The sequence below is a fragment of the Streptomyces xylophagus genome (genome assembly GCF_000716435.1).
GTDB lineage: Bacteria > Actinomycetota > Actinomycetes > Streptomycetales > Streptomycetaceae > Streptomyces > Streptomyces xylophagus.
In genome coordinates, this window is sequence record NZ_JNWO01000019.1 from 161,213 (window position 1) to 185,175 (window position 23,963).

Annotated in this window: 24 protein-coding genes and 5 tRNA genes; 21 read left to right on the top strand and 8 right to left on the bottom strand. The window is 69.8% G+C overall.

Annotated features, from left to right (window positions below; all coding sequences use genetic code 11):
• Positions 1–2 precede the first annotated feature (2 nt).
• Positions 3–3,908: a sensor histidine kinase gene (locus tag OO70_RS34975; protein WP_078651679.1), complete on the bottom strand. Its 3,906-nt coding sequence runs from the start codon at positions 3,906–3,908 to the stop codon at positions 3–5.
• A gap of 572 nt (positions 3,909–4,480) precedes the next feature.
• Between OO70_RS34975 and OO70_RS34980 the strand changes: the two genes are divergently transcribed.
• The 10 genes from OO70_RS34980 (at position 4,481) to OO70_RS35025 (ending at position 9,156) form a co-directional block, all read left to right on the top strand.
• On the top strand, positions 4,481–4,666 hold the full coding sequence (locus OO70_RS34980; protein WP_043680389.1) for a hypothetical protein: 186 nt from the start codon (positions 4,481–4,483) through the stop codon (positions 4,664–4,666).
• An 80-nt stretch (positions 4,667–4,746) separates the two neighbouring features.
• Positions 4,747–5,523, top strand: a complete 777-nt coding sequence (locus OO70_RS34985) for a fumarylacetoacetate hydrolase family protein (protein ID WP_043680392.1) — start codon at positions 4,747–4,749, stop codon at positions 5,521–5,523.
• On the top strand, positions 5,507–6,991 hold the full coding sequence (gene gltX, locus OO70_RS34990; protein WP_043680394.1) for a glutamate--tRNA ligase: 1,485 nt from the start codon (positions 5,507–5,509) through the stop codon (positions 6,989–6,991). Before OO70_RS34985 ends, gltX begins: the two co-directional genes overlap by 17 nt.
• A 114-nt stretch (positions 6,992–7,105) precedes the next feature.
• Positions 7,106–7,777, top strand: coding sequence for a DUF4241 domain-containing protein (locus tag OO70_RS34995; protein WP_043680397.1), 672 nt, complete (start codon positions 7,106–7,108; stop codon positions 7,775–7,777).
• Between the two features lie 40 nt (positions 7,778–7,817).
• Entirely contained in the window at positions 7,818–8,549 is a 732-nt protein-coding gene (locus OO70_RS35000) for an HAD family hydrolase (protein ID WP_043680400.1), read from the top strand.
• A 92-nt stretch (positions 8,550–8,641) separates the two neighbouring features.
• Positions 8,642–8,713: transfer RNA gene (locus tag OO70_RS35005), tRNA-Gln, on the top strand.
• 42 nt (positions 8,714–8,755) lie between these two features.
• Positions 8,756–8,828 (top strand) — tRNA-Glu (locus OO70_RS35010).
• 62 nt (positions 8,829–8,890) lie between these two features.
• Positions 8,891–8,963: transfer RNA gene (locus OO70_RS35015), tRNA-Glu, on the top strand.
• 20 nt (positions 8,964–8,983) lie between these two features.
• Positions 8,984–9,055, top strand: a tRNA-Gln gene (locus tag OO70_RS35020).
• Between the two features lie 28 nt (positions 9,056–9,083).
• Positions 9,084–9,156, top strand: a tRNA-Glu gene (locus OO70_RS35025).
• Positions 9,157–9,205: 49 nt separating this feature from the next.
• Here the strand turns inward: OO70_RS35025 and OO70_RS35030 are convergent.
• Positions 9,206–9,850: a MerR family transcriptional regulator gene (locus OO70_RS35030; RefSeq protein WP_043680402.1), complete on the bottom strand. Its 645-nt coding sequence runs from the start codon at positions 9,848–9,850 to the stop codon at positions 9,206–9,208.
• 79 nt (positions 9,851–9,929) lie between these two features.
• On the opposite strand from OO70_RS35030, the gene OO70_RS35035 reads away from it, so the two are divergent.
• A complete protein-coding gene (locus OO70_RS35035; protein WP_043680405.1) occupies positions 9,930–10,442 on the top strand; it encodes a DUF4188 domain-containing protein in 513 nt (170 codons plus the stop codon).
• A 174-nt stretch (positions 10,443–10,616) separates the two neighbouring features.
• Here the strand turns inward: OO70_RS35035 and ndgR are convergent, their stop codons facing one another.
• Positions 10,617–11,333 carry an IclR family transcriptional regulator NdgR gene (gene ndgR / locus OO70_RS35040; RefSeq protein ID WP_019068721.1) on the bottom strand — a complete coding sequence of 239 codons (717 nt, stop codon included), beginning with the start codon at positions 11,331–11,333 and terminating at the stop codon, positions 10,617–10,619.
• Between the two features lie 189 nt (positions 11,334–11,522).
• On the opposite strand from ndgR, the gene leuC reads away from it, so the two are divergent.
• The 4 genes from leuC (at position 11,523) to OO70_RS35060 (ending at position 14,826) form a co-directional block, all read left to right on the top strand.
• The gene (gene leuC / locus OO70_RS35045) at positions 11,523–12,947 is read left to right on the top strand and encodes a 3-isopropylmalate dehydratase large subunit (RefSeq protein ID WP_043680408.1); all 1,425 of its coding nucleotides are present in this window, start codon (positions 11,523–11,525) and stop codon (positions 12,945–12,947) included.
• Between the two features lie 5 nt (positions 12,948–12,952).
• Entirely contained in the window at positions 12,953–13,546 is a 594-nt protein-coding gene (gene leuD, locus OO70_RS35050) for a 3-isopropylmalate dehydratase small subunit (RefSeq protein WP_043680410.1), read from the top strand.
• A gap of 275 nt (positions 13,547–13,821) precedes the next feature.
• A complete protein-coding gene (locus OO70_RS35055; RefSeq protein WP_019068724.1) occupies positions 13,822–14,052 on the top strand; it encodes an SCO5555 family protein in 231 nt (76 codons plus the stop codon).
• 138 nt (positions 14,053–14,190) lie between these two features.
• The gene (locus OO70_RS35060) at positions 14,191–14,826 is read left to right on the top strand and encodes an HU family DNA-binding protein (protein WP_043680413.1); all 636 of its coding nucleotides are present in this window, start codon (positions 14,191–14,193) and stop codon (positions 14,824–14,826) included.
• An 87-nt stretch (positions 14,827–14,913) separates the two neighbouring features.
• On the opposite strand, the gene OO70_RS35065 is transcribed toward OO70_RS35060, so the two are convergent.
• On the bottom strand, positions 14,914–15,117 hold the full coding sequence (locus OO70_RS35065) for a hypothetical protein (protein WP_043680415.1): 204 nt from the start codon (positions 15,115–15,117) through the stop codon (positions 14,914–14,916).
• A gap of 27 nt (positions 15,118–15,144) precedes the next feature.
• Positions 15,145–15,786: a 2-phospho-L-lactate guanylyltransferase gene (gene cofC, locus OO70_RS35070; RefSeq protein ID WP_043680417.1), complete on the bottom strand. Its 642-nt coding sequence runs from the start codon at positions 15,784–15,786 to the stop codon at positions 15,145–15,147.
• 145 nt (positions 15,787–15,931) lie between these two features.
• Between cofC and OO70_RS35075 the strand changes: the two genes are divergently transcribed.
• Genes OO70_RS35075 through OO70_RS35085 form a run of 3 tightly spaced genes read left to right on the top strand, consistent with a single transcriptional unit; the run spans position 15,932 to position 18,965 of the window.
• Positions 15,932–16,741 (top strand): lysophospholipid acyltransferase family protein, encoded by an 810-nt coding sequence (locus OO70_RS35075; RefSeq protein ID WP_043680419.1) that lies wholly within the window; start codon positions 15,932–15,934, stop codon positions 16,739–16,741.
• Complete coding sequence (locus OO70_RS35080) at positions 16,738–17,748, top strand: NAD(P)H-dependent glycerol-3-phosphate dehydrogenase (RefSeq protein ID WP_043680421.1); 1,011 nt, start codon at positions 16,738–16,740, stop codon at positions 17,746–17,748. Before OO70_RS35075 ends, OO70_RS35080 begins: the two co-directional genes overlap by 4 nt.
• A gap of 59 nt (positions 17,749–17,807) precedes the next feature.
• A complete protein-coding gene (locus OO70_RS35085) occupies positions 17,808–18,965 on the top strand; it encodes a D-alanine--D-alanine ligase family protein (protein ID WP_043680424.1) in 1,158 nt (385 codons plus the stop codon).
• A gap of 28 nt (positions 18,966–18,993) precedes the next feature.
• Here the strand turns inward: OO70_RS35085 and OO70_RS35090 are convergent, their stop codons facing one another.
• Complete coding sequence (locus OO70_RS35090; protein ID WP_043680426.1) at positions 18,994–19,485, bottom strand: DUF3515 domain-containing protein; 492 nt, start codon at positions 19,483–19,485, stop codon at positions 18,994–18,996.
• Positions 19,486–19,505: 20 nt separating this feature from the next.
• A complete protein-coding gene (locus tag OO70_RS35095) occupies positions 19,506–19,739 on the bottom strand; it encodes an Lrp/AsnC family transcriptional regulator (protein ID WP_003997603.1) in 234 nt (77 codons plus the stop codon).
• Positions 19,740–19,942: 203 nt separating this feature from the next.
• Here OO70_RS35095 and OO70_RS35100 point away from each other — a divergent pair, with 203 nt between their 5' ends.
• Positions 19,943–20,908 carry a thiamine-phosphate kinase gene (locus OO70_RS35100; protein WP_043680430.1) on the top strand — a complete coding sequence of 322 codons (966 nt, stop codon included), beginning with the start codon at positions 19,943–19,945 and terminating at the stop codon, positions 20,906–20,908.
• The gene (gene thiD / locus OO70_RS35105) at positions 20,905–21,690 is read left to right on the top strand and encodes a bifunctional hydroxymethylpyrimidine kinase/phosphomethylpyrimidine kinase (protein ID WP_043680432.1); all 786 of its coding nucleotides are present in this window, start codon (positions 20,905–20,907) and stop codon (positions 21,688–21,690) included. Before OO70_RS35100 ends, thiD begins: the two co-directional genes overlap by 4 nt.
• A 91-nt stretch (positions 21,691–21,781) precedes the next feature.
• On the opposite strand, the gene rpmB is transcribed toward thiD, so the two are convergent.
• The gene (gene rpmB / locus OO70_RS52930) at positions 21,782–21,967 is read right to left on the bottom strand and encodes a 50S ribosomal protein L28 (RefSeq protein ID WP_078651681.1); all 186 of its coding nucleotides are present in this window, start codon (positions 21,965–21,967) and stop codon (positions 21,782–21,784) included.
• Positions 21,968–22,224: 257 nt separating this feature from the next.
• Here rpmB and OO70_RS35110 point away from each other — a divergent pair, with 257 nt between their 5' ends.
• Positions 22,225–23,961 (top strand): DAK2 domain-containing protein, encoded by a 1,737-nt coding sequence (locus tag OO70_RS35110; protein WP_043680435.1) that lies wholly within the window; start codon positions 22,225–22,227, stop codon positions 23,959–23,961.
• Positions 23,962–23,963 lie beyond the last annotated feature (2 nt).

The window sequence follows — 23,963 nt, forward strand, 5'->3', positions numbered from 1 at the left end:
AACTAACGCTCCTGCTGGTGAGTGGGGCTGGGGAAGCTGCCGGTCTGGCCGGTACCCGTACCGGCCTGTCGACCCTGTGCGATGCCCCGACGGAGATTGGTCAGCCGGCCGCGTACGTCATCAGGCGCACGGGAGACCTGCGGACCCGTTTGGTGCTGTTGCTGCTGTGCCGTACCCGGGACGAGGTTCGCCCTGGGCACCCGGCGCGGCAGGCCGGAGGTGGTGACGCCGCCCGCGGCCGGTTGCCGTACGCGCTCTGCCTGCCGAACGAGATCGTCGTTCGGCGAGCTGCGCCAGGTACCGCCCGTAGGACGCTGGGGGGGTGTCGCCGGAGCCTGCGGTGCCTGCGGCTGCGGGGCGGGAGCGGAGCCGTTGCTCAGGGAGCCGGTGCTCTGCTGTTCCGCCTGCTGGCCGTGGAACCAGTTGGTCTCCAGCGTGTCGTACAGCGGCGTCCTGCCGTCGCCGGGACCCGTGGCAGGCGGCAACGCCTCGGGCTCCTGGCGGGTGGGACGCTGCGGGGCGGGCGGCCGCGGGGCGCCGAAGTCGGCGCCGTTGCGGTTCCCGTTGACCTGCGGTCGCTCGAACTGCCCGGTGTTCGCGGGGTTCTGACGGTTCGGCAGATTGTGCTGACCGGTGGAGCCGTTGTCAAAGCCGGGCGTCGCGAACTGTCCCGTGGAGCTGCCGTCGTAGGCCGTGGGGACGGCGAACTGTCCCGTGTTGGCCGGGTTGGACGGGTTGGACGGGTTGTTGGCCGGGCTGTTCGGGCTGCCGAAGACGTCCGAGCGGACGAACTGGCCGCCGTTCTGCGGGGAGTTGGTGCCGGGGCGCGGGGCGTCGAAGTCCGGCCGGGGGAACGAGCCGGTGTCCTGCGAGCCGTTGGCACCCGGGCGCGGGAACGACCCGGTGTTCTGGGAGCCGTTGGCGCCGGGACGCGGGAACGAGCCCGTGTCCTGCGGTCCGCCGGTACCCGGGCGGGGGAAGGAGCCGGTGTTCTGCGGTCCGGTGGTACCGGGGCGCGGGAAGGACCCGGTGCTCTGCGGGTCGAGGCGCGGGATCGCCGGCATCTCCGCCGTGGCCGCGGGGCCCTGGCGGTCGTCGATGCGCGGCATCCGGGAGGTCTGCTCCGCGTCCCGCTCGTCGTGGCCGCGCGGGGCGTCGAGGTTGCCGCGGCCCAGCGGGGGCTGCGCGTTGTCGTCGCTCCAGCTGGGGCGCTGGTTGTTGCCGCCCGGCAGCTCGGCCCGCGCACCACCGCGCGGCGGGAGCTGCGGCTGACGCCCGCGGCGCCGGCCACCACCGCGGGGCGGCTCGGGCTCGTCGTTGCTGGTCCGCTGCGGCGGCACCGGGTTGCCCTGCGGCGGCATCCCGCCGAAGGCGTCCTGGCGACCGTCACCGAAGCCCTGCGGCGCACCCGGACCGGTGGCCTGGAGACCCTGCGGGGCACCCGGCGCCTGACCGAAGAGACCGGCACCCGTGTTGGCCGGACGGCCCTGCGGCGCCGAGGGACCCTGCGGTCCACGCGCACCGCCCGGACCACCGGGGCGTCCACCGCCCGCACCGGGCAGCGCGGCCCGCGGGCCCTGACCGGCACCGACCTGGCCGCGCGGAGCGGCCCCGGCACCGAGAAGTCCGTTGTTCCCGCCGCTCGGCGCACCCGCGCCGAGAGCGGAGCCGTTCTGGCCGTTGCGGCGGGCCGCACCGGCACCGGCCGCGGCGGCCGCAGCCGCGGCACCGACGGCAGCCTGGCCGGGCTTGCCCGGAGCGGGCTTCTTGCCGCCCTGGGCGACGTCGACCGGGAGCATGACCAGCGCGGTCGTACCACCGGAGTCGGACGGACGCAGCTGGATGCGGATGCCGTGGCGCTGGGACAGCCGGCCGACCACGAACAGACCCATGCGGCGGGAGACCGAGACGTCCACGGTGGGCGGCGAGGCGAGCCGCTCGTTGATCGCCGCGAGGTCCTCGGGGGAGAGGCCGATACCGGTGTCGTGGATCTCGATCAGGACGCGGCCGTCGGGCAGCGCGTGACCGGTGACCTTGACCTTGGTCTGCGGCGAGGAGAAGGAGGTCGCGTTCTCGAGCAGCTCGGCGAGGAGGTGCACGAGGTCGTTGACCACACGGCCGGCCACTTCGGTGGTCGGCACGGAGGCCAGCTCGATGCGCTCGTACTGCTCCACCTCGGAGGCGGCGGCGCGGAGCACGTCGACCAGCGGGACCGGACGGGTCCAGCGGCGGCCGGGCTCTTCACCGGCGAGGACCAGGAGGTTCTCACCGTTACGGCGCATGCGGGTGGCGAGGTGGTCGAGCTTGAACAGCGAGGACAGCTGGTCCGGGTCGGCCTCGCGCGACTCCAGCTCGGAGATGAGCGAGAGCTGACGCTGGATGAGGCCCTGCGAGCGGCGCGAGAGGTTGGTGAACATCGCGTTGACGTTGCCTCGCAGGAGGGCCTGCTCGGCGGCGAGGCGGACGGCCTCGCGGTGCACGTCGTCGAAGGCCGCGGCCACCTGGCCGATCTCGTCCCGGGAGTGCACACCGACCGACTCCACGGACGTGTCGACGTCCTGCGGGTCGGACTCGGACAGCTGCTTGACCAGCTCGGGCAGGCGGTCCTGGGCGACCTTGTTGGCGGTCTCCTGGAGGCGGCGCAGCGAACGGATCATGGACCGGGCGATGACGAAGGCGCCGACGAGGGAGACACCGAGCACCAGCAGGATCAGCGCACCGGAGATGATCGCCTCGCGCTCGGAGGCGGAGCGCAGCTCGCGGGCCTTCTGCTCCATGTCCTCGAGCAGCGTGTGCTCGATCTTCTTCATCTGCTCGATCTTGGTCGAGCTGTCGTCCACCCAGTCCTTGTACGACCGCTTGTCCAGCGAGGCCAGGCCGTTCGTGTTGCTCAGGACGCGCTGGGCGTAGACGTCGGCCGACTCGATGGTCGGGTTGCCGTCCTCGATGGGCTGGATGAGCTCCTCGGCGCCCTGCTCGCCGTAGACGTTGCGGAAGACGTTCAATTCGGACGTCTCGCTGTCGCGGGCGGAGTCGGCGTACAGCCGGTCGTTGTCGGAGAGGTTGCCCTGCTGGGTGTTGTTGTTCGGCAGGGCGGCGGCGATCACGGCGCGCTGGACGGACGCGAACTCCTTGGCGGAGGAGAAGGCCGCCAGGGCGCGGGTGCGCTGGATCATGTCCGGGTTGCTGGTGGCCTCCGCCATGTCCTGCGAGAGGTCGAGCAGCTGGGTGATCAGCCGGTGGTAGGCGTCGACCGTCTGCGTCGAGTTGTTCTTCGACTGGTACGCCGTCTTGCGGATCTTGTCGAGGTTGTCCAACTCGGTCGCGAGACCGACCAGGCTCTCGCGGACGCCCTCGAGGTTGCCCGTCTTGCTGGCGCTGTCCACCTCTTCCGAGGCGTTGATGAAGTTCTCGGCGGCGCGGTCGGTCTTCTGCTCGTAGCCCTTGACCTCGTAGTCGGTGGCCTTGCCACCGTGCGCCAGCGGGCCGGCCGACTGGTCGCGCTCCTCCTGGAGCGCGGCGGCGAGCTCGGTGGCCTGCTTGGTCATGTCGGTCAGCAGCTTCATGTTGTCGAGCTGCTGGATCTCGGTCATGGAGTCGCTGATGCGCAGCGCGCCCAGCGAGGTGGCCGCGACCACCGGGAGCGCGAGCAGCGACACCAGGCGCGTGGAGATACGCCAGTTGCGCAGAGCGACGCGCGAGCCGGGTCCGGTCGAGCCCTTCGGTGGCTTCACCGGGGGCGCCGGGGTCGGGGTTGCGGACACACCGGGGCGCCCGGGGCCTCCGCCGTCGCCCGACGGTGCCGGGCCCGGGTTCTGGGCGTGCTGGGGCGAGGAACCGCGGTCGGTCCCGCCGTGCGGCTCCGGCTCCGCCGAAGCACTGCCATCCCTCTTGAAACGTCCCTGCACTAGCGTCGCAACCTCTGGACCAGGCGCCCCTCCGCGTGAACGGAAGGACGGTGTCGGCGTCTTAGGGAGCGCCCTGAACGCGCACCCCAGTGTGTGGTCGTGAGTGACCGGCGCTGCTCCCCCTTCCGCCGCCCCTGGCGCTGCGTTGCGCCCTCTGCGCGCCGGGCTGATTCTGCGGCGGTCCGTGGAATTCCAGCACAGTGCCGGATCTCCAACAAGGCCCGTAGGCCAGGCTGTGACCTGTGTGACACCCCGTGAGGACAGTGTCACGAGACGTAGAAAGCTATTCACTCCAAAGTGGGCAAATCCCCACCATCCCGCTGGGCACGGGATGTGCCCAAGTCGCCATGATCAGGAGCGGAATGGGAGCTTCAGGGGGTCAATGTCCGTTTCGTTGAGGTGAGTTGAGGGTCCGAATTGGACGGTATGCCCACAGGGTGGTGAGCAAACTCACACGCGGATCACGGGCTCTTCACGTCTTCGGCCGGGAATTGAATGTTTAGCCTGACGCTTTACATGAGGGCACAATCTGCCAACCGCCCACCCACGGACGACGAGGGTCGAGTACAACAGTGAAGACGACGATGATGTTCCGCAACATTGCCAACCCGCGACGCACGACGCTGGCGCACCTCGCGGACGCCGACGCGCTGCAGACGCCGGAGCAGCAGGAACACTCGCTCGACCTGCCGGCCCAGACCGCCAACCCGCGCCGCACGATCCTCACCGAGATCCCGGTCAGCGCCGCCGCGGAGTAATTGCGCGAGGAGGGGACCCCGCACCGCGTTAGCCTGGAGCGTCAGACTCCAGCCAGCTCAGTGAGGGGCGCCAGGATCCCGTGCGCATCGCCAGATTCTCCATCGACGGGAACGTCGCCTTCGGCGCGGTCGAGGGCGACAAGCCGGACGAGCTCGTCCTCGACATCATCAAGGGCATCCCGTTCGCGGACTTCGAACTCTCCGGTACGAAGGTCCCGGTGAGCAAGGTCAGGCTGCTGCCGCCGGTGCTCCCGAACAAGGTCGTCGCCTACGGCCGCAACTACGCCGAGCACGCCCGGGAACTGGGCAACGAGGTGCCGGACGTCCCCTTCGCCTTCTTCAAGCCGTCCACCTCGGTGATCGGCCCCGGCGACGACATCCAGTACCCCTCCTTCACCGAGGACCTCCACCACGAGGCCGAACTGGCCGTCGTCATCGGCCGGATGTGCCGCGAGGTCCCGCGCGAGCGCGTCAAGGACGTCATCCTCGGCTACACCTGCGCCAACGACATCACCGCGCGCGACGTCCAGAAGCGCGAGAAGCAGTGGGCCAGGGCCAAGGGCTTCGACACCTCCTGCCCGCTCGGCCCCTGGGTGGAGACGGACCTCGATCCGAGCGACCTCACCATCCAGCTCACGGTCAACGGACAACAGCGGCAGCTCGGCCGCACCAGCGAGATGATCCACTCGATCGAGGATCTGATCGTCAACATCACCGAGGCCATGACGCTGCTCCCCGGCGACGTGATCCTCACGGGCACCCCGGCAGGCGTCGGACCGCTCACCGTCGGCGACGAGGTCGCCGTCTCCATCGAAGGCATCGGCACTCTCACCAACAAGGTTGTCAAGCGTGGCTAGCGCACCCGTACGCGTCCGTTTCTGCCCCTCGCCGACCGGTAATCCCCATGTCGGCCTGGTCCGCACCGCCCTGTTCAACTGGGCGTTCGCCAAGCACAACCAGGGCACCCTGGTCTTCCGCATCGAGGACACCGACGCGGCCCGCGACTCCGAGGAGTCCTACGGCCAACTCCTCGACGCGATGCGCTGGTTGGGCTTCGACTGGGACGAGGGCCCCGAGGTCGGCGGCCCGCACGCGCCGTACCGCCAGTCGCAGCGGATGGACATCTACAAGGACGTCGCCCAGAAGCTCCAGGACGCCGGCCGCGCCTACCACTGCTACTGCTCCACCGCGGAGCTGGACGCCCGCCGCGACGCCGCCCGCGCCGCCGGCAGGCCGTCCGGCTACGACGGCCACTGCCGCGACCTGAGCGCCGAGCAGGTCGAGGCCTACAAGGCCGAGGGCCGCACGCCGATCGTCCGCTTCCGGATGCCCGACGAGACGATCACCTTCACGGACCTGGTCCGCGGCGAGCTGACGTTCACCCCGGAGAACGTGCCGGACTACGGGATCGTCCGGGCCAACGGCGCCCCGCTGTACACGCTCGTCAACCCGGTCGACGACGCCCTGATGGAGATCACCCACGTCCTGCGCGGCGAGGACCTGCTCTCCTCCACCCCCCGTCAGATCGCCCTCTACAAGGCGCTGATCGACCTCGGCATCGCGAAGGAGATCCCCTCCTTCGGGCACCTGCCGTACGTGATGGGCGAGGGCAACAAGAAGCTCTCCAAGCGCGACCCGGAGTCCTCGCTCAACCTCTACAGGGAGCGCGGTTTCCTGCCCGAGGGACTGCTCAACTACCTTTCCCTGCTGGGCTGGTCGCTCGCGGCCGACCGGGACGTCTTCTCGATCGACGAGATGGTCGCGGCCTTCGAGATCTCCGACGTGAACCCCAACCCGGCGCGCTTCGACCTGAAGAAGTGCGAGGCGATCAACGGCGACCACATCCGCCTGCTCGACGTGAAGGACTTCACCGAGCGCTGCGCCCCGTGGCTGAAGGCCCCGTTCGCCCCCTGGGCGCCGGAGGACTTCGACGAGGCCAAGTGGCAGGCCGTCGCGCCGCACGCGCAGACCCGCCTCAAGGTCCTCTCGGAGATCACGGACAACGTCGACTTCCTGTTCCTGGCCGAGCCCGCCGAGGACGAGGCGTCCTGGGTGAAGGCCATGAAGGAGGGCTCCGACGCCCTGCTCCGTACGGCCCGCGAGAAGCTGGAGTCGGCGGACTGGTCCTCGCCCGAGTCCCTCAAGGAGGCCGTCCTGGCCGCCGGCGAGACCCACGGCCTCAAGCTCGGCAAGGCCCAGGCCCCGGTCCGCGTAGCCGTCACCGGCCGCACCATCGGCCTGCCCCTCTTCGAGTCCCTGGAGATCCTGGGCAAGGAGAAGAGCCTCGCCAGGATCGACGCGGCCCTGGCCAAGCTGACCGCGTAACGCACACGCGCGTGGAGGGGCGGCGGCCGTAAAAGGCTGCCGTCCCTTCGGCGTTGTCAGTGCGGGGCGTTAGGGTTCCGGATCATTGAAGATCGTTCAGGAGAGGCGCCTTTCATGCCGATGACCGCACGTGACTACACGTGGCTGTTCACGCCCGGCAGCACGTTCACGGAGGAAGAGACCGGCACGGCAGGCGTGATCCACCTCGCGGACGGCGGCGAACTCTGGCTGCCCACCGGCCATGTGGTCGCCTGCGACCCCTTCGTCTGCCTGGGCGGCGGCGAGGCCGAGCCCTTCACGGTCGCTGTGACCCCCGGCCACTACCGGGTCGAGGCGGCCGTCGCCACCCTCACCCACCCCGACGAACCCCCGTCCGACGCCCCCCACCTGCGCGTCGCCGCCGCCCGCCTCGTCATACGGGACGAACCCACCACCACCTGGGAACTCGCCCTCCAACCCGGCCAGGACCTCACCGAACTCACCGAGGACGAGTTCTACGGCTACGGAGTCGACGCCGGCACGGGCTGCTTCTACGACGCCTCGGTGGACGGCTCCTTCCCCGAGTGCGAGGGCGACGAGGGCCCGCTCTGGGACGTCTTCGAGAAGAACGGCCACGCTCCGGGGCCGTATCTGGTCACGTCCCCCTCCACCGGCCACACCCTGGCGGCCTTCGGCTCCGGCTGGGGCGACGGCGCCTACCCCACCTGGATCGGCCGTACGACGGCAGGCGAGGTCACCTGCTTCGTCACGGACTTCTTCGTCGCGCCCCTGTCTGACGACCTGTAAGGGGCAGACGTGTCCCCGGGCCCCGCGTTACCGTCGGATCATGAGCATTCGGGCCGTGGTCTGGGACGTCGACGACACCCTGTTCGACTACACCGGCGCGGACCGCGCGGCCATGAGCGCACACCTGGTGGCCGAGGGGCTGCTCGACGGGCACGCGGGCGTGGCGGACGCCCTGGAACGCTGGAGGGTGGCCACCGAGTTCCACTGGGCGCGGTTCTCGGCCGGCGAGGTCTCGTTCGAGGGACAGCGGCTGGACCGGGTCCGGCACTTCCTGGACCGGGAGCTGACCGACGCCGAGGCCGACGCCTGGTTCCGGCGCTACAAGGACCACTACGAGACGGCCTGGGCCCTCTTCCCGGACGTCCTGCCCGTCCTCGACACCCTCGCGGCCACCCACCGGCACGCCGTCCTCTCCAACTCCAGCATCACCGTCCAGGACCGCAAACTGCGTGCCCTGGGTGTGCACGACCGCTTCGAGGTCATCCTGTGCGCGGCCGAGCTGGGCGTCTCCAAACCCGAGGCCGGGGCCTTCCTCGCGGCCTGCGAGGCGCTGGAACTGCCCCCGCACGAGGTGGCGTATGTCGGAGATCACCCGGAGATCGACTGGCGGGGCGCGGCGGACGCCGGTCTGCTGTCCGTGTGGATCGACCGCCACGGCGGGCACACCCCGGGTGAGGCCCTCACGGGGCGGCACAGGATCGCCTCTCTCGCCGAACTCCCCGCGCTCCTCGGCGCCGATACCCGTTTTGGAGCCCCGTCCACCTTCAGGTAATGTTCTTCCTGCGCCGCCGGAGAACAGACCGAAAGGTCAGGTACCCGGAGGCGCACGCTAGAACAAGATCCCGACAGGTGATTGTGTTCCAGTGGCCTATGGTGTAATTGGCAGCACGACGGTTTCTGGTTCCGTTAGTCTAGGTTCGAGTCCTGGTAGGCCAGCTCGCAGAGCTCATCTGCAACCGCAGAGGTCAACTCTGCAAAGCCCCCGTTGTGTAGCGGCCTAGCACGCTGCCCTCTCACGGCAGTAGCGCCGGTTCGAATCCGGTCGGGGGTACAGATCCTTCCCAGGAAGGTGGTCCGGGTCGCACCCGCCGCCCTCCATGCAGGATCGCTAGGGCCCCCGTTGTGTAGCGGCCTAGCACGCTGCCCTCTCACGGCAGTAGCGCCGGTTCGAATCCGGTCGGGGGTACGCTTTACCTTGAATCACCTTGGTCTATGGTGTAATTGGCAACACTACGGTTTCTGGTACCGTCATTCTAGGTTCGAGTCCTGGTAGACCAGCTTTGATCTGCGGAAACGCACGATCTAGGCCCCCGTTGTGTAGCGGCCTAGCACGCTGCCCTCTCACGGCAGTAGCGCCGGTTCGAATCCGGTCGGGGGTACATACAGGAAGGCCCTCCACTTCGGTGGGGGGTCTTTCGCGTGCCTGGCTCACTCGAAGCCGTACCGCCGCGCCGACTCCTCCTCCTGCGCCAGCCGGTGCAGTGCCTGGAGCACCGGCTCGACGAAGATCGCGCCCGCGACCGCCGTCTCCACCTTCTCGGCCTCCGAGGGGTGCGTCTCTACGAAGTCCAGGTCGAGGACGGCCGCCTGGTGCATCAACTTGGCGTAGTTCACGACGAGTTCGGGCGGCCAGTCGTAGCCGAGCCGGCGAAGTGCGGCCACCGCCACCACCAGTGAGCGGTACGACGGCGAAATGGTCACCAGGGCCTGGGAGTTGGACCAGCCCAGCGTCTCCAGGAGCTTGTCGACCTCGCGGTGCGCGGCCTGGATGTGCTCGTCCTCCGCGTCCGGCTCGGGGACCTGCGGCAGGGCCCAAAGTGCCGCGCCCAGACGGATCGTACGGCCGAGGGAGTCGTCGTCGACATGGCCGAGCACCTCGCGGACCGTCGCCACCGGCAACCGGCCGACCTGGATCATCGCGCGCACCAGCCGCAGCCGACGCAGATGCTCCTCGTCGTACTCGGCGGTGGTCGTGTTGACCTGGCGGCCGGGCGCCAACAGCCCTTCGCGCAGGTAGTACTTGATCGTCGCGATGGACACACCGCTGCGCTCGCTCAACTCGGCCAGCCGCATGTCTTGCGTCCTTCCTCGGGTACCGGCACTATCCAAACACGGGTCATCGGATAGTGCTGGTACCCAACAAGGGGGAGTCATGTTCGCGAAACCGGTCAACGGCCCTACCACCGCAGCCGCCGAGGGGGAAGTGGTGGTGCTGCTGATCGGGATGCGCATCAACCGCTTCTGGGCCGTGCACCACTGGGTGCCGGTGTTCCTCGCGATGCCGCGCATGCTGCGGGAGTTGGGGAAGGACCCCGGTCGCGGACTGCTCGGGCACGTACTGCTGACGGCGTCCCCGCGGACGTACTACGTCGTCCAGTACTGGGAGTCCAAGGAGAAGCTCTACGCGTACGCGAGTTCGCCCGACATGTTCCACCACAAGGCGTGGGCGATCATCAACCGCAAGGAAAAGGCCGGCAAGGTGCGCGGACACGTCGGGCTGTGGCACGAGAGCTATGTCGTGCCCGAGGGTTCCTACGAGGCGATCTACGCCGACATGCCGGCCTTCGGACTGGCGGCGGCGCACGGCCAGGTGCCGGTGGAGAAGCGGGGGCGGCGGGCGAAGGACCGGTTCGCGTACCGGTCGGGGAGTGTGACGTCCAGCTGAGCAGGTCGGGCCAAGTCACTTGCGCTACGGCAGCGCGCCCGAAGGGGCGCGGGGAACTGCGCGACCAGCCACGACGGCGCGGCACCGGAACGACGGCCGATGCGCGCTTGACCCCGAACATGCCGAAGGCCTGCCGCGGCGTTGAGGCAGGCCCTCCTGTGACGTTCCGGGGGATCAGCCCGTGCGGCGCAAGGCCTCGGAGAGGCGGGCGGCGGCGTCGATGACCGCCTGCGCGTGCATACGGCCCGGGTGGCGCGTCAGGCGCTCGATGGGGCCGGAGACGGACACCGCGGCCACCACGCGGTTCGAGGGGCCGCGCACGGGCGCGGAGACGGACGCGACGCCCGGCTCGCGCTCGCCGATGGACTGGGCCCAGCCCCGGCGCCGTACGCCCGAGAGGGCCGTCGCGGTGAAGCGGGCGCCCTGGAGGCCGCGGTGGAGGCGCTCCGGCTCCTCCCAGGCCATCAGGATCTGGGCCGAGGAGCCGGCTTTCATGGTGAGGGTCGAGCCGACCGGGACCGTGTCCCGAAGGCCGGACAGGCGTTCCGCGGCGGCGACGCAGATGCGCATGTCGCCCTGGCGCCGGTAGAGCTGAGCGCTCTCGCCCGTGATGTCCCGCAGATGCGTGAGCACCGGGCCCGCCGTGGCGAGCAGCCGGTCCTCGCCGGCGGCCGCGGCCAGCTCGGCGAGACGGGGGCCGAGAATGAATCGGCCCTGCATGTCGCGCGCCACCATGCGGTGGTGTTCCAAAGCCACGGCCAGCCGGTGTGCCGTGGGTCGTGCCAGCCCGGTCGCCGCGACCAGACCCGCGAGGGTGGCCGGACCGGACTCCAGAGCGCCCAGGACAAGGGCTGCCTTGTCCAGGACGCCGACGCCGCTACTGTTGTCCATGAAACGATACTCGCGTCTCACTCTGTGAAACGCAAGTTCCTTTTTTCGTGAGACGCGCAACTCTTGTAGGCACAGCGGCCCGCGGACCAACGGGCCAGGCGGCGGCTGCCCGTGAACCAGGGGTGCGAGCGCCGTCTCCTCAAGATCTCTAGTTGGGCCGGCGCTGTTTCGCCGGCCGGAGGGAAAGCGATGGGTAGGACACTCGCGGAGAAGGTCTGGGACGACCATGTCGTCCGGCGCGCCGAGGGCGAGCCCGACCTCCTCTTCATCGATCTGCACCTGCTGCACGAGGTGACCAGCCCGCAGGCCTTCGACGGTCTCCGCCAGGCCGGGCGTCCCGTGCGGCGCCTCGACCTCACCATCGCCACCGAGGATCACAACACCCCGACCCTCGACATCGACAAGCCCATCGCGGACCCGGTCTCCCGGGCCCAGCTGGAGACGCTGCGCAAGAACTGCGCCGACTTCGGCGTGCGCCTGCACTCCCTGGGCGATGTCGAGCAGGGCGTCGTCCACGTCGTAGGACCGCAGCTGGGTCTGACCCAGCCCGGTACCACGGTCGTGTGCGGTGACTCCCACACCTCCACCCACGGCGCCTTCGGCGCGCTGGCGTTCGGCATCGGCACCTCCCAGGTGGAGCACGTGCTGGCCACCCAGACGCTGCCGCTGGCCCGCCCGAAGACCATGGCCATCACGGTCGACGGCGAACTGCCCGACGGCGTCACCGCCAAGGACCTGATCCTCGCGATCATCGCGAAGATCGGTACGGGCGGCGGCCAGGGCTACATCCTGGAATACCGCGGCTCCGCCATCGAGAAGCTCTCGATGGAAGCCCGCATGACCATCTGCAACATGTCGATCGAGGCCGGCGCCCGCGCGGGCATGATCGCCCCCGACGAGACCACCTTCGAGTACATCAAGGGCCGCGCCCACGCTCCCGAGGGCGAGGACTGGGACGCCGCCGTCGCGTACTGGAAGACCCTGAAGACCGACGAGGACGCGGAATTCGACGCCGAGGTCGTCATCGACGGTCCCTCGCTGGCGCCGTTCGTCACCTGGGGCACCAACCCCGGTCAGGGCGCGCCGCTTTCGGCGAACGTCCCCGACCCGGCTTCGTACGAAGACGCTTCGGAGCGCTTCGCCGCCGAAAAGGCCCTGGAATACATGGGGTTGGAGGCCGGCCAGCCGCTGCGCGACATCAAGGTGGACACCGTCTTCGTAGGTTCGTGCACCAACGGCCGTATCGAGGACCTGCGTGCGGCCGCCGCGATCGTCGAGGGCCGCAAAGTCGCCGACGGCGTACGGATGCTGGTCGTCCCGGGCTCCGCGCGAGTCGGTCTGCAGGCCGTCTCCGAGGGCCTGGACGTCGTGTTCAAGGAGGCCGGCGCCGAATGGCGGCACGCGGGCTGCTCGATGTGTCTGGGCATGAACCCGGACCAGTTGGCACCCGGTGAGCGCTCCGCGTCCACCTCCAACCGCAACTTCGAGGGCAGGCAGGGCAAGGGCGGCCGTACGCACCTGGTCTCGCCGCAGGTCGCCGCCGCGACCGCCGTGCTGGGCCATCTGGCCTCGCCCGCCGACCTGTCCGACGCCCCTGTGCCCGCTGGAGTCTGAGAGTCATGGAAGCATTCACCACGCACACCGGCCGGGCCGTCCCGCTGCGCCGCAGCAACGTGGACACCGACCAGATCATCCCCGCCCACTGGCTCAAGAAGGTGACCAGGGACGGATTTGAGGACGGGCTCTTCGAGGCCTGGCGCAAGGACGAGAACTTCATCCTCAACCGCCCCGAGCGCAAGGGCGCGACGGTCCTGGTGGCCGGCCCCGACTTCGGCACCGGCTCCTCCCGCGAGCACGCCGTGTGGGCGCTGCAGAACTACGGCTTCAAGGCCGTCATCTCCTCCCGGTTCGCCGACATCTTCCGCGGCAACTCGCTGAAGAACGGCCTGCTCACGGTCGTTCTGGAGCAGAAGATCGTGGACGCGCTGCAGGACCTCACCGAGAAGGACCCGCAGGCCGAGGTCACGGTCGACCTGGAGGCCCGCGAGGTGCGCGCCGAAGGCATCACCGCCGCCTTCGAACTCGACGAGAACGCCCGCTGGCGGCTGCTGAACGGCCTGGACGACATCTCCATCACCCTCCAGAACGAGGGCGACATCTCCGCGTACGAGGCCAAGCGCCCCTCGTACAAGCCGCGGACGGTCCAGGTCTGACCCCAAGGACCTCACGAGGCCTTCCCCGGGTCGAGATTCGGCCACACGACACCCCGTCTGTACCCCCGATCGCCACGATTGGGGGTACAGCCATGTCTGCACCCGAACGGCCCTGCGCGCCTGCAACGCTTTGCTCAACTTCCCATGTTAGACAGGGTGTTGACTGGGTAGGCGCAGCTTTGAGCCAAGCCTGCCGCCGGACTCCGGAAGGCTGTTTGAGGTGCCAGTTGCTACCCCCGCAGGCGACAACTCGCCCCAGATGGCACAATCTGTGCATGGAACACGACGGCCAACTCAAGCTCTATGCGGCAGTCGCGGACCAACTCAAGGAAGCGCACACAAGAGTGCGCGCACTGCAAGTCCCGGAGGGCGTACGGATGGCGCTGGCCCGGAAGCTGCTGGTCATTACGGCCGCGGCCAAGCACGATCTCGCCGACGCGACAAGGCGGCTGGACAGGTTCACGGCGGACCTCGACGCGGGTCGATTCCCGGAAGAGGAACGCTGAAACAAGTCCAGGACAGCCGAGTTCGTTGCGGCGCACGGGTGATTAGCCCGTTTCGTGTTTGATTTGCGGTATATATCTGCCTAACGTGCGAAAAAGCCGGAGCAGTTTCGTTCCGGCAATGTCTCCGAAGGGGAAGACGTGAACAAGGCGCAGCTCGTAGAAGCGATTGCGGACAAGGTCGGTGGCCGTCAGCAGGCCGCCGAGGCGGTCGACGCGGTTCTGGACGCGATCGTCCGTGCCGTCGTCAATGGGGACCGGGTTTCGGTCACCGGCTTCGGTTCGTTCGAGAAGGTCGACCGTCCGGCCCGTTACGCCCGCAACCCCCAGACGGGCGAGCGGGTTCGGGTCAAGAAGACCTCCGTGCCGCGCTTCCGCGCGGGCCAGGGTTTCAAGGACCTGGTGAGCGGCTCGAAGAAGCTCCCGCGCGGCGGCGAGGTCGCCGTCAAGAAGGCGCCCAAGGGCAGCCTGAGCGGCACGGCTTCGGCGACGGTCAAGAAGGCCGCGGCCAAGAAGACCACCGCCAAGAAGGCCACGGCCGCCGCGAAGAAGACCGTGGCGAAGAAGACCGTCGCCAAGAAGACGGTCGCCAAGAAGGCCACGGCCAAGAAGACCACCGCCAAGAAGACCACGGCGACGGCCAAGAAGACGGCGGCCAAGAAGGCCACCGGCACCGCCAAGAAGGCCCCGGCGAAGAAGGCGACGGCCAAGAAGGCCCCCGCCAAGAAGTCGACGGCGCGCAAGACCACCGCCAAGAAGGCCACCGCCACCCGCTAGTCAGCGGAACGCAGGGCACTCACGCGCCGGGCCGGACTCCCCTTGGGAGTCCGGCCCGCGGCGTATTCGCGGCCCGTAGGCGGGCGTTCAGAAGGTCTGCAGCGTCACCAGCGTGACCCTGAGCCCGTCCCTCGGCCCCTCGGTCTCGATCCGCACCCGCTGTCCCGGCCGCAGCAGCCGCAGCCCGCCCGCGTCGAACGCGGCGGAGTCGAAGGACACCGGGGTGCCGTCGTCGAGCAGCACACTGCCGGTACGGGAATCGGCGTCGTAGGTGTAAGCGGTCGCCTGCATGGCCCGCAGCCTACTGCCCGCCCATGCCTATGGCTGGCCCGGAATCAGCAGCCCCGCCGCCGCTGCCGCCGTGCGCGGCCCCACCCCCAGGGCCAGTGCCGCCCGCAGATCCTCGCCGGTGTCCACGTCCTGTCGTACGGAATCCACCGCGTCCAGGGTGAGTTCGCTCGCCCCCGAAGCGCGATGGCGGGCGCGGGAATCCGTGCCGAATGCCGGACGCAATTCGTGGCCCTCTCGCGCGGTGAGCAAGGTGGTGCCGATTGCGGCCGCGTCCGGGAGAAAAGCGCGCGGGAATTCCGCGGCCGCGTCCAGGACGCGGGCCAATTCCGCGGGGCGCAGAGCCGGCAGATCGGCGTTCAGGGCCGCGACCGCGCTTTCGGGTCGGGAAACCCGTACGACCGCCGCCGCGTGCCGCAGAGCGGCGTTCAGGCCGTCTCCCGGCTCGTCGGCGACGATACGGGCGCCCAGCGCGGCGAGTTCGCGGCCGGCCAGGGCGTCGTCCGTGACGACCGCCACATCGCGGACCGCCCGGCAGGCCAGCACGGCCGCCACGGTGTCCTGGGCGAAGGCGAGGGCGAGGCCCGGGCGCAGCCCGTCGTCCGCGGTGTCCGAGAGCCTGCTCTTGGCTCGCGCCAGAGACTTCAGGGGTATGACCAAGGTCCACTGCACGAGCGTTCCGTCCCTCTCTTGTCGCGGCCATTGTCACCCGGCACCCCTGGCGGTGTCGGTGGCGGGGCGTACGGTGTTCTCGACAGACCGGCGGCCTGGGGCGACACTTGTGCGGCCCCCCGAGGCCCTAGAGGAAGGTGTTCGCGTGCCCCGCCGCAGAATCGGGTTCTGGTACCGCTTCGCAGCGGTCCTCTGCAAACCGCCCTTGGTGGTTCTGATCAAGCGGGACTGGCGCGGAATGGAGCACATTCCGGCCGAGGGCGGATTTATCACCGCGGTGAACCACAATTCGCACGTAGATCCCCTTGCGTACGCTCACTTTCAGTACAACACCGGGCGCGTTCCGCGATTCCTCGCGAAGAGCGGCCTTTTCAAGAAGGGATTCGTCGGAGCCGCGATGCGCGGCACCGGACAGATCCCCGTCTACCGCGAGACCACCGACGCGCTGAGCGCCTTCCGCGCCGCGATCGACGCCGTGGAGCGCGGTGAGTGCGTCGCCTTCTATCCCGAGGGCACCATCACCCGGGACCCCGACCAGTGGCCGATGACCGGCAAGACCGGCGCCGCGCGCGTGGCCCTGCAGACCAAGTGCCCGGTGATTCCCGTAGCGCAGTGGGGCGCCAACGAGTTGCTGCCTCCGTACGCCAAGAAGCTGCACGTCTTTCCGCGCAAGACCAGCCATGTGCTCGCGGGCCCGCCGGTGGACCTCACGCGGTTCTACGGCAAGGAGATGAGCCCGGACCTCCTCAAGGAGGCGACCGAGGTCATCATGGCCGACATCACCCGCCTGTTGGAGCAGATCCGCGGCGCGAAGGCACCCGAGACGCCCTACGACCCGCGCCGTGAGCGGATCGAGCAGCGGCGCCGGACGGCCGCGGAAACCCAGGAGTTGGAGGCGCGGGCCGAGTCGGCGACCGAGCCGAAGGTCGAGCAGGAAGAGGGGCAGGGCACGTGAGCAAGCCGGTCAAGGCGGCTGTCTTCAGCGCCGGTTCGTGGGGCACGGCTTTCGGCATGGTGCTCGCCGACGCGGGGTGCGAGGTCACGCTGTGGGGGCGCCGCGCGGAAGTCGTGGAAGCCATCAACTCCACGCGTACGAACCCCGATTACTTCCCCGGCGTCGAACTCCCGGAGAACCTGCGGGCCACCACCGACCCCGCCGAGGCCGCCGCCCACGCCGACTTCACGGTCCTGTCGGTCCCTTCGCAGACGCTGCGCGCCAACTTGGCCGAATGGGCACCCCTGTTGGCGCCCGACACGGTCCTCGTCTCCCTCATGAAGGGCGTCGAACTCGGCTCCGTCATGCGGATGAGCGAGGTCATCGAAGACGTCGCCAAGGTCGGCCGGGACCGTATCGCCGTGGTCTCCGGACCCAACCTCGCGCGCGAGATCGCCTCCCGGATGCCGGCCGCCGCGGTGGTCGCCTGCACCGACGAGGCCGTGGCCCGCCGGCTCCAAGCCGCCTGCCACACCCCGTACTTCAGGCCGTACACCATCACCGACGTCGTGGGCTGCGAGCTCGGCGGCGCGGTGAAGAACGTGATCGGGCTCGCCGTCGGCATCGCGGACGGCATGGGGCTCGGGGACAACGCGAAGGGCTCGCTCATCACCCGCGGTCTCGTCGAGACGACCCGGCTCGGCATCGCGATGGGCGCGGATCCGCTCACGTTCTCCGGGCTCGCGGGTCTCGGTGACCTGGTGGCGACCTGTTCCTCGCCGTTGTCGCGCAACCACACCTTCGGCACCAACCTCGGCAAGGGCATGACCCTCCAGGAGACCATCGCGGTCACCAAGCAGACCGCGGAGGGGGTCAAGTCCTGTGAGTCCGTGCTGGACTTGGCGCGCAGGCACGACGTCGACATGCCGATCACCGAGACGGTCTTCGAGATCGTGCACGAGGGGAAGTCGCCGGTGGTCGCGGTCAAGGAGCTGATGTCGCGCAGCGCGAAGCCCGAGCGACGGTGAGCAACGCGGGTCAACGGACGCTGACTCAAGCCACTACCACCGGGTACTCTCATCGCGATATGAGCACCGAGAACCTCTCCCAGAACCCTGAGCAGCCGCCTCGCAAGCCGCGTGTGGCCGTCGTGTTCGGCGGTCGCAGCTCCGAGCACGGGATCTCCGTGGTCACCGCCGGCGCCGTCCTCGGGGCCATCGACCGGACCAAGTACGACGTCCTGCCGATCGGCATCACCCGCGAAGGCCGCTGGGCCCTCACCGCCGACGCACCGGAACGCATGGCGATCACCGACCGCCGCACCCCGGACGTCGAGCAGCTCGCCGAGTCGAACGAGGGCGGAGTGGTGCTCCCGATCGACCCCGGGAACCGCGAAGTCGTCGTCAGCGAACCGGGATCCGTGCCCAAGGCCCTCGGCGAGGTCGACGTCGTCTTCCCCGTCCTGCACGGTCCCTACGGCGAGGACGGCACCCTGCAGGGACTCCTGGAGCTGTCCGGTGTGCCGTACGTGGGCGCGGGTGTGCTCGCCTCGGCCGTCGGCCAGGACAAGGAGTACATGAAGCGGGTGTTCACCTCGTTCGGCCTCAAGGTCGGCCCGTACGTGGTGATCCGGCCGCGCGAGTGGGAGCGGGACGAGTCCGCCGCCCGCAAGAAGATCATCGACTTCGCGGGTGAGCACGGCTGGCCGCTGTTCGTGAAGCCCGCGCGCGCGGGCTCGTCGATCGGCATCACCAAGGTCGACGACCTGGCCGGACTCGACGAGGCGATCGCCGAGGCGCAGCGGCACGACCCGAAGATCCTCGTGGAGGCCGCGCTGCGCGGACGCGAGATCGAGTGCGGGGTGCTGGAGTTCGAGGACGGGCCGCGCGCGAGCGTGCCTTCCGAGATCCCGCCGCCGGACGCGCACGCGTACTACGACTTCGAGGCGAAGTACATCGACTCGACGCCCGGCATCGTGCCCGCCCCGCTGACCCCCGAGGAGACCGCCGAGGTCCAGAGGCTCGCGGTGGACGCCTTCGAGGCGGCCTCCTGCGAGGGGCTCGTGCGTGCGGACTTCTTCCTTACCGAGGACGGCGAGTTCGTCATCAACGAGATCAACACCATGCCCGGCATGACACCGATCTCGATGTACCCGCAGATGTGGCAGGCGAGCGGGGTGAGCTACCCCGAGCTGGTTGAATTCCTGATCCAGGCGGCGCTGCGCCGGTCCACGGGCCTGCGCTGATCCGGTCGCTTCAAAGGCCTGAGTCGAGCTAGTCGGCGATCCCTGCGGGGATCGCCTTCTTGACGGCCTTCGCCAGGTCGACCAGGGGCGCCAGTCCGTCTCCGGTGCGGTCCTTCGGGATGGTCACCTCGACGTACGCCTTGCGCAGCGTCGTGGTGAACCGGAAGGAGCCGTCGTCCTGCCTCTGCAGCAGCCAGCCGACCCCGTTCACCTCGACGCCGTCGGCCTCCGGGTCGTTCATCTTCGCGGGTCTCACGACACCGCAGCGCAGTATGATCGCCGGGTTCCCCCAGCCCGCGGTCAGCGCGGACGCGGGCTCGGGATCCCGGCGGCCCCGGCCGTCGACCTCGGACGGCAGCACCTTGTCCAGATTCCGGCACAGCCCGGTGCCCTTCGCGCCCGGCGAGGGAACCGCCGCCGACGCGCTGTCGTCTGCTGAGGAGCAGCCCGCGACGGTGATCAGCAGGGCGAGCACGGACAGCCCGAGGACAGAACGGTGCCGGGGACGGAGAGAGTTCACCGGCCAAGGGTAGACGGGGGCTACAGATGCACCACCGGGCAGGTCAGGGTGCGGGTGATGCCGTCCACTTGCTGGACCTTGGCGACCACCATGCGGCCGAGGTCGTCGACCGTGTCGGCCTGGGCCCGCACGATCACGTCGTACGGTCCTGTCACGTCCTCGGCCTGGATCACTCCAGGAATCTTGCTGATCGTCTCGGCGACGGTCGACGCTTTGCCGACCTCCGTCTGGATCAGGATGTACGCCTGTACCACGGAACCTCCAGGGCGGCCACGAGGATCATGTGGGGAAAAGGAACGCCACGGTATCGCGTCGCCGCTCACCGCGGGGAGACCCGCGGCGGCCCGGGCCCTTGTGCCGGGACATGGGCACGACTGAAGTCGACGGTCACCTCGACCGTACCGAGCACACCGACGGCTCGCGACCGGGCGCTGCCGTCACGAGAAGAGGACGAACGATGAAGGGCACCGTCGGTGAGTTGGGGGAGTTCGGGCTCATCAGGGAGCTCACTTCCCGGCTCACCACCACCCCCGCGGTCCGGGTCGGCCCCGGCGACGACGCCGCGGTCGTCGCCGCGCCCGACCGCAGGGTCGTGGCCAGCACCGACATCCTGCTGGAGGGCCGGCACTTCCGTCGCGACTGGTCCACGGCCTACGACGTCGGCCGCAAGGCCGCCGCGCAGAACCTCGCGGACATCGCCGCCATGGGCGCCGTACCGACCGCGCTGCTCCTCGGCCTCGTCGTACCGGCCGAACTCCCGGTCACCTGGCCCATGGAGCTGATGGACGGCCTGCGCGACGAGTGCCAGGTCGCGGGCGCCTCGGTGGTCGGCGGCGATGTCGTACGAGGCGACACGATCATGGTGTCGATCACCGCGCTCGGCGATCTGCGGGGCCGCGAGCCGGTCACCCGGGGCGGCGCCCAGCCCGGTGACGTGGTCGCCGTGACCGGCTGGCTGGGCTGGTCCGCGGCCGGGTTCGCGGTGCTGTCGCGGGGCTTCCGCTCGCCGCGCGCGTTCGTGGAGGCGCACCGGCGCCCCGAGCCGCCGTACCACGCGGGTCCGGCGGCGGCCGGGCTCGGCGCGACCTCGATGTGCGACGTCAGCGACGGGCTGATCGCCGACCTCGGGCACATCGCGGAGGCCAGCAAGGTCCGGATCGACATCCGGTCCGGCGCGATCGACATCCCGACGCAGATGAACGACATCGGGCAGGCCGTCGGCGTCGACCCCATCCAGTGGGTGCTCACCGGGGGAGAGGACCACGCGATCGTGGCGACCTTCGCGCCGGACGTGAAGCTGCCGGCCCGCTGGAAGGTCATCGGCGAGGTCCTCAACCCCTCGGCGCTGCCCCAGGTGACGGTGGACGGGGCGCCGTGGACCAGCAAGGGCGGCTGGGACCACTTCGGGGACATCGAGTCGTGAAGCCTCTGGTGCTGACGGTCGCCGGCTCCGACTCCGGTGGAGGGGCGGGAATCCAGGCCGACTTGAAGACCATGCTCGCGCTCGGCGTGCACGGCATGAGCGTCGTCACCGCGGTCACCGCGCAGAACTCCCTCGGGGTGCAAGGGGCTTGGGAACTTCCGGCGGAGGCGGTGCGCGCCCAGTACCGCAGCGTCGTCGACGACATCGGCGTACAGGCCGTGAAGACCGGGATGCTCGCGTCGGCCGAACTCGTCGAGACGGTCGCGGGGTTGATCGGCGACACGGACGTCCCTACGGTCGTCGACCCGGTGGGCATCTCGAAGCACGGGGACTCGCTGCTGGCGGACTCCGCGCTGGACGCCGTTCGGACGAAACTGCTGCCGGTGGCGACCGTGGCGACGCCGAACCTCGACGAGGTGGCTCAGCTGACCGGCGTACGGGTCGAGACGGAGGGGCAGTTGCGGGACGCCGCGGCGGCTGTTCTCGGGTACGGGCCGCGCTGGGTGTTGATCAAGGGCGGTCATCTGCCGGGTGACGCGGTGGATCTGCTGACCGACGGCTCCGAGGAGTACTGGCTGCGCGCACCCCGGCACGACAACCGGCACACCCACGGCACGGGCTGCACGCTCGCCTCGGCGATCGCCTCGGAGCTGGCCAAGGGGCGGTCGGTGCCGGAGGCGGTGACGGCGGCCAAGGCGTACGTCACCGGGGCGATCGCGGCGGGGTTCGCGCTCGGCGGGGGGATCGGGCCGGTGGATCACGGGTGGCGTTTCAGGAACTGAACCGGGCCCGAGGCACAGCAAAAAGCCGGCCCACATGAGGTGGACCGGCTCGATGCAGCGAACCAGCAGTGGCCGCGCGCTTAGCTGTGCGTCAGCGCGAGAGCTTGCCGGCCTTGATGCACGAGGTGCAAGCGTTCACGTGCTTCGGCGTCCCGCCGACCACGATACGGCGTCGCTGAATGTTCGGGTTCCAGCGACGGGACGTACGGCGGTGCGAAAACGAGATGTTGTTGCCGAAGCTCGGCCCCTTGCCACAGACGTCGCAGTTGGCAGCCACGGGTCACTCCAAAGACTTCAGATGCACAGATGCACTTACGGATGATCCCGGCATGCCGAGACCGAGATCTAAGATCTGGAATGGCATTGCCAGAGGGAAGGCCCGATCGGGATCGGGCAACCGGAGCAGCATACAACGACCGCGCCAGTACAACGAAACTACCATGCCTGGTCGGGGGCCCGCTCCGGCCCTCCTCGGGTCCGGGCCGCCCCGGGGTCTACGCTGCGTTCCCAGTCCAGCAGCTCAAGGAGGCGCAGGTGCCGCAGGTGCCGCAGACATTCTTCGATGCTCTCGCGGTGCGTACCTGGTGCGGTCTCGCGCTGCGGGCGCTGGGGCGTGCGCGCGAGGAGATCGACGCGATCAACGTGTACCCCGTGGCCGACGGGGACACCGGCACCAACCTGTACCTGACCATGGAGTCCGCCGTCGCCGCGGTCGAGGCGGTGTTCGACGGACACGGCACCCTGACCGAGCAGAAACCGCCGCTGGCCGACGCCGCCCACGCGATGGCCCACGGGGCGCTCATAGGGGCGCGCGGCAACTCCGGGACGATCCTCGCGCAGCTGCTGCGGGGCATGGCCCAGGTGCTCGCCGCCGACGGTGAGACGGCTCACACGGACGGAGAAGGGCTGCGGCTCGCCCTGCGGCGCGCGGCCGACTCCGCCCGGCACGCGGTGGCCCATCCGGTCGAGGGCACGGTCCTCTCGGTCGCCTCGGCGGCTGCCGACGCGGCCGACGACACCGAGGGCGACTGCGGCACCGTCGCACGGGCCGCCTACGACGGGGCGTGCGCGGCGCTGGCCGCGACCCCGGGGCAACTGGCCGTCCTTGAGCGCGCGGGAGTCGTCGACGCGGGCGGGCGGGGGCTGGTGGCGGTGCTGGCCGCGCTGGTGGAGACGTTCACACGGGAGGCGCCGGTCTTCGGGGGGCACGCACGCGTGGTCGCCGATGTGACGCACGCACGCGTGGAGGCCGTTTTGGATTCCGGCGCTGCTGGTGTCCCTGACGGTGATGCCGCTGTTGCCGACGTCATCCTGTGCGAGGACGGCCCGGAGGCATCGGAGGACGGCGGCCCCGCCTTCGAGGTGATCTACCTCCTGGAGGCCGACGACTCGGCCGTGACGCGGCTGCGGGAGCGGCTGGACGCCCTCGGCGACTCGCTCGTCGTGGTCGGCGGCGACGGCCTGTGGAACGTCCATGTGCACGTCGACGACGCGGGCGCCGCCGTAGAAGCGGGCGTCGAGGCGGGACGGCCGTACCGCATCCGGATCACTCACTTCGGGCTCGGTGACGTCCACACCACCGGTGCCGAACGGCCGCCCCGGGAGCGTGCGCAGCGGGCCGTCGTCGCCGTCGTGCCCGGTGAGGGGCTGGCGGGGCTCTACGGCGAGGCCGGCGCGACCACCGTGCTCGCGCGCCCCGGGGAGCCGCCCGCCAGCGGGGAGTTGGTCGCGGCCGTACGACGGGCACACGCGCGTGAGGTCGTGCTGCTGCCCAATGACGCGGACCTGCGGCACACGGCGGCGGCAGCGGCCGAGCAGGCCCGCGCCGAAGGCATCCGGGTCGCGCTGATCCCGACGCGGTCCGCGGTCCAGGGGATCGCGGCGCTCGCCGTGCACGAGCCGGAGCGCCGCTTCGACGAGGACGTCGTCTCCATGACCTCGGCGGCCGGCGCGACCCGCTACGCCGAGGTCGCCGTCGCCGAGCGCCAGTCCTGGACCATGGCCGGCATCTGCCAGGCCGGGGACGTCCTGGGCCTCGTCGACGGCGACGTGGCCGTCATCGGCGCCGACGTCACGGCCACCGCCCGGGCCGTCCTCGACCGCATGCTCGCGGCCGGCGGCGAACTCGTCACGCTCGTCCTCGGCGACGAGGCACCCGAGAGCGTCGCCGACATCCTGGAGGTGCACGTCCGGGAGTCCTACCTCGCCGTCGACACGGTGGTGTACCGGGGCGGCCGGCAGGGCGCCCTGCTGCTCATCGGCGTGGAGTAGGC

What these genes read in the sequence shown, in the direction of transcription:
- OO70_RS34995 (WP_043680397.1), top strand. Translation starts at nt 7,106, where the DNA reads ATGCCGATGACCGCACGTGACTACACGTGGCTGTTCACGCCCGGCAGC.
- OO70_RS35000 (WP_043680400.1), top strand. Translation starts at nt 7,818, where the DNA reads ATGAGCATTCGGGCCGTGGTCTGGGACGTCGACGACACCCTGTTCGAC.
- OO70_RS35030 (WP_043680402.1), bottom strand. Translation starts at nt 9,850, where the DNA reads ATGCGGCTGGCCGAGTTGAGCGAGCGCAGCGGTGTGTCCATCGCGACG.
- OO70_RS35035 (WP_043680405.1), top strand. Translation starts at nt 9,930, where the DNA reads ATGTTCGCGAAACCGGTCAACGGCCCTACCACCGCAGCCGCCGAGGGG.
- ndgR (WP_019068721.1), bottom strand. Translation starts at nt 11,333, where the DNA reads ATGGACAACAGTAGCGGCGTCGGCGTCCTGGACAAGGCAGCCCTTGTC.
- leuC (WP_043680408.1), top strand. Translation starts at nt 11,523, where the DNA reads ATGGGTAGGACACTCGCGGAGAAGGTCTGGGACGACCATGTCGTCCGG.
- leuD (WP_043680410.1), top strand. Translation starts at nt 12,953, where the DNA reads ATGGAAGCATTCACCACGCACACCGGCCGGGCCGTCCCGCTGCGCCGC.
- OO70_RS35055 (WP_019068724.1), top strand. Translation starts at nt 13,822, where the DNA reads ATGGAACACGACGGCCAACTCAAGCTCTATGCGGCAGTCGCGGACCAA.
- OO70_RS35065 (WP_043680415.1), bottom strand. Translation starts at nt 15,117, where the DNA reads ATGCAGGCGACCGCTTACACCTACGACGCCGATTCCCGTACCGGCAGT.
- OO70_RS35085 (WP_043680424.1), top strand. Translation starts at nt 17,808, where the DNA reads ATGAGCACCGAGAACCTCTCCCAGAACCCTGAGCAGCCGCCTCGCAAG.
- OO70_RS35100 (WP_043680430.1), top strand. Translation starts at nt 19,943, where the DNA reads ATGAAGGGCACCGTCGGTGAGTTGGGGGAGTTCGGGCTCATCAGGGAG.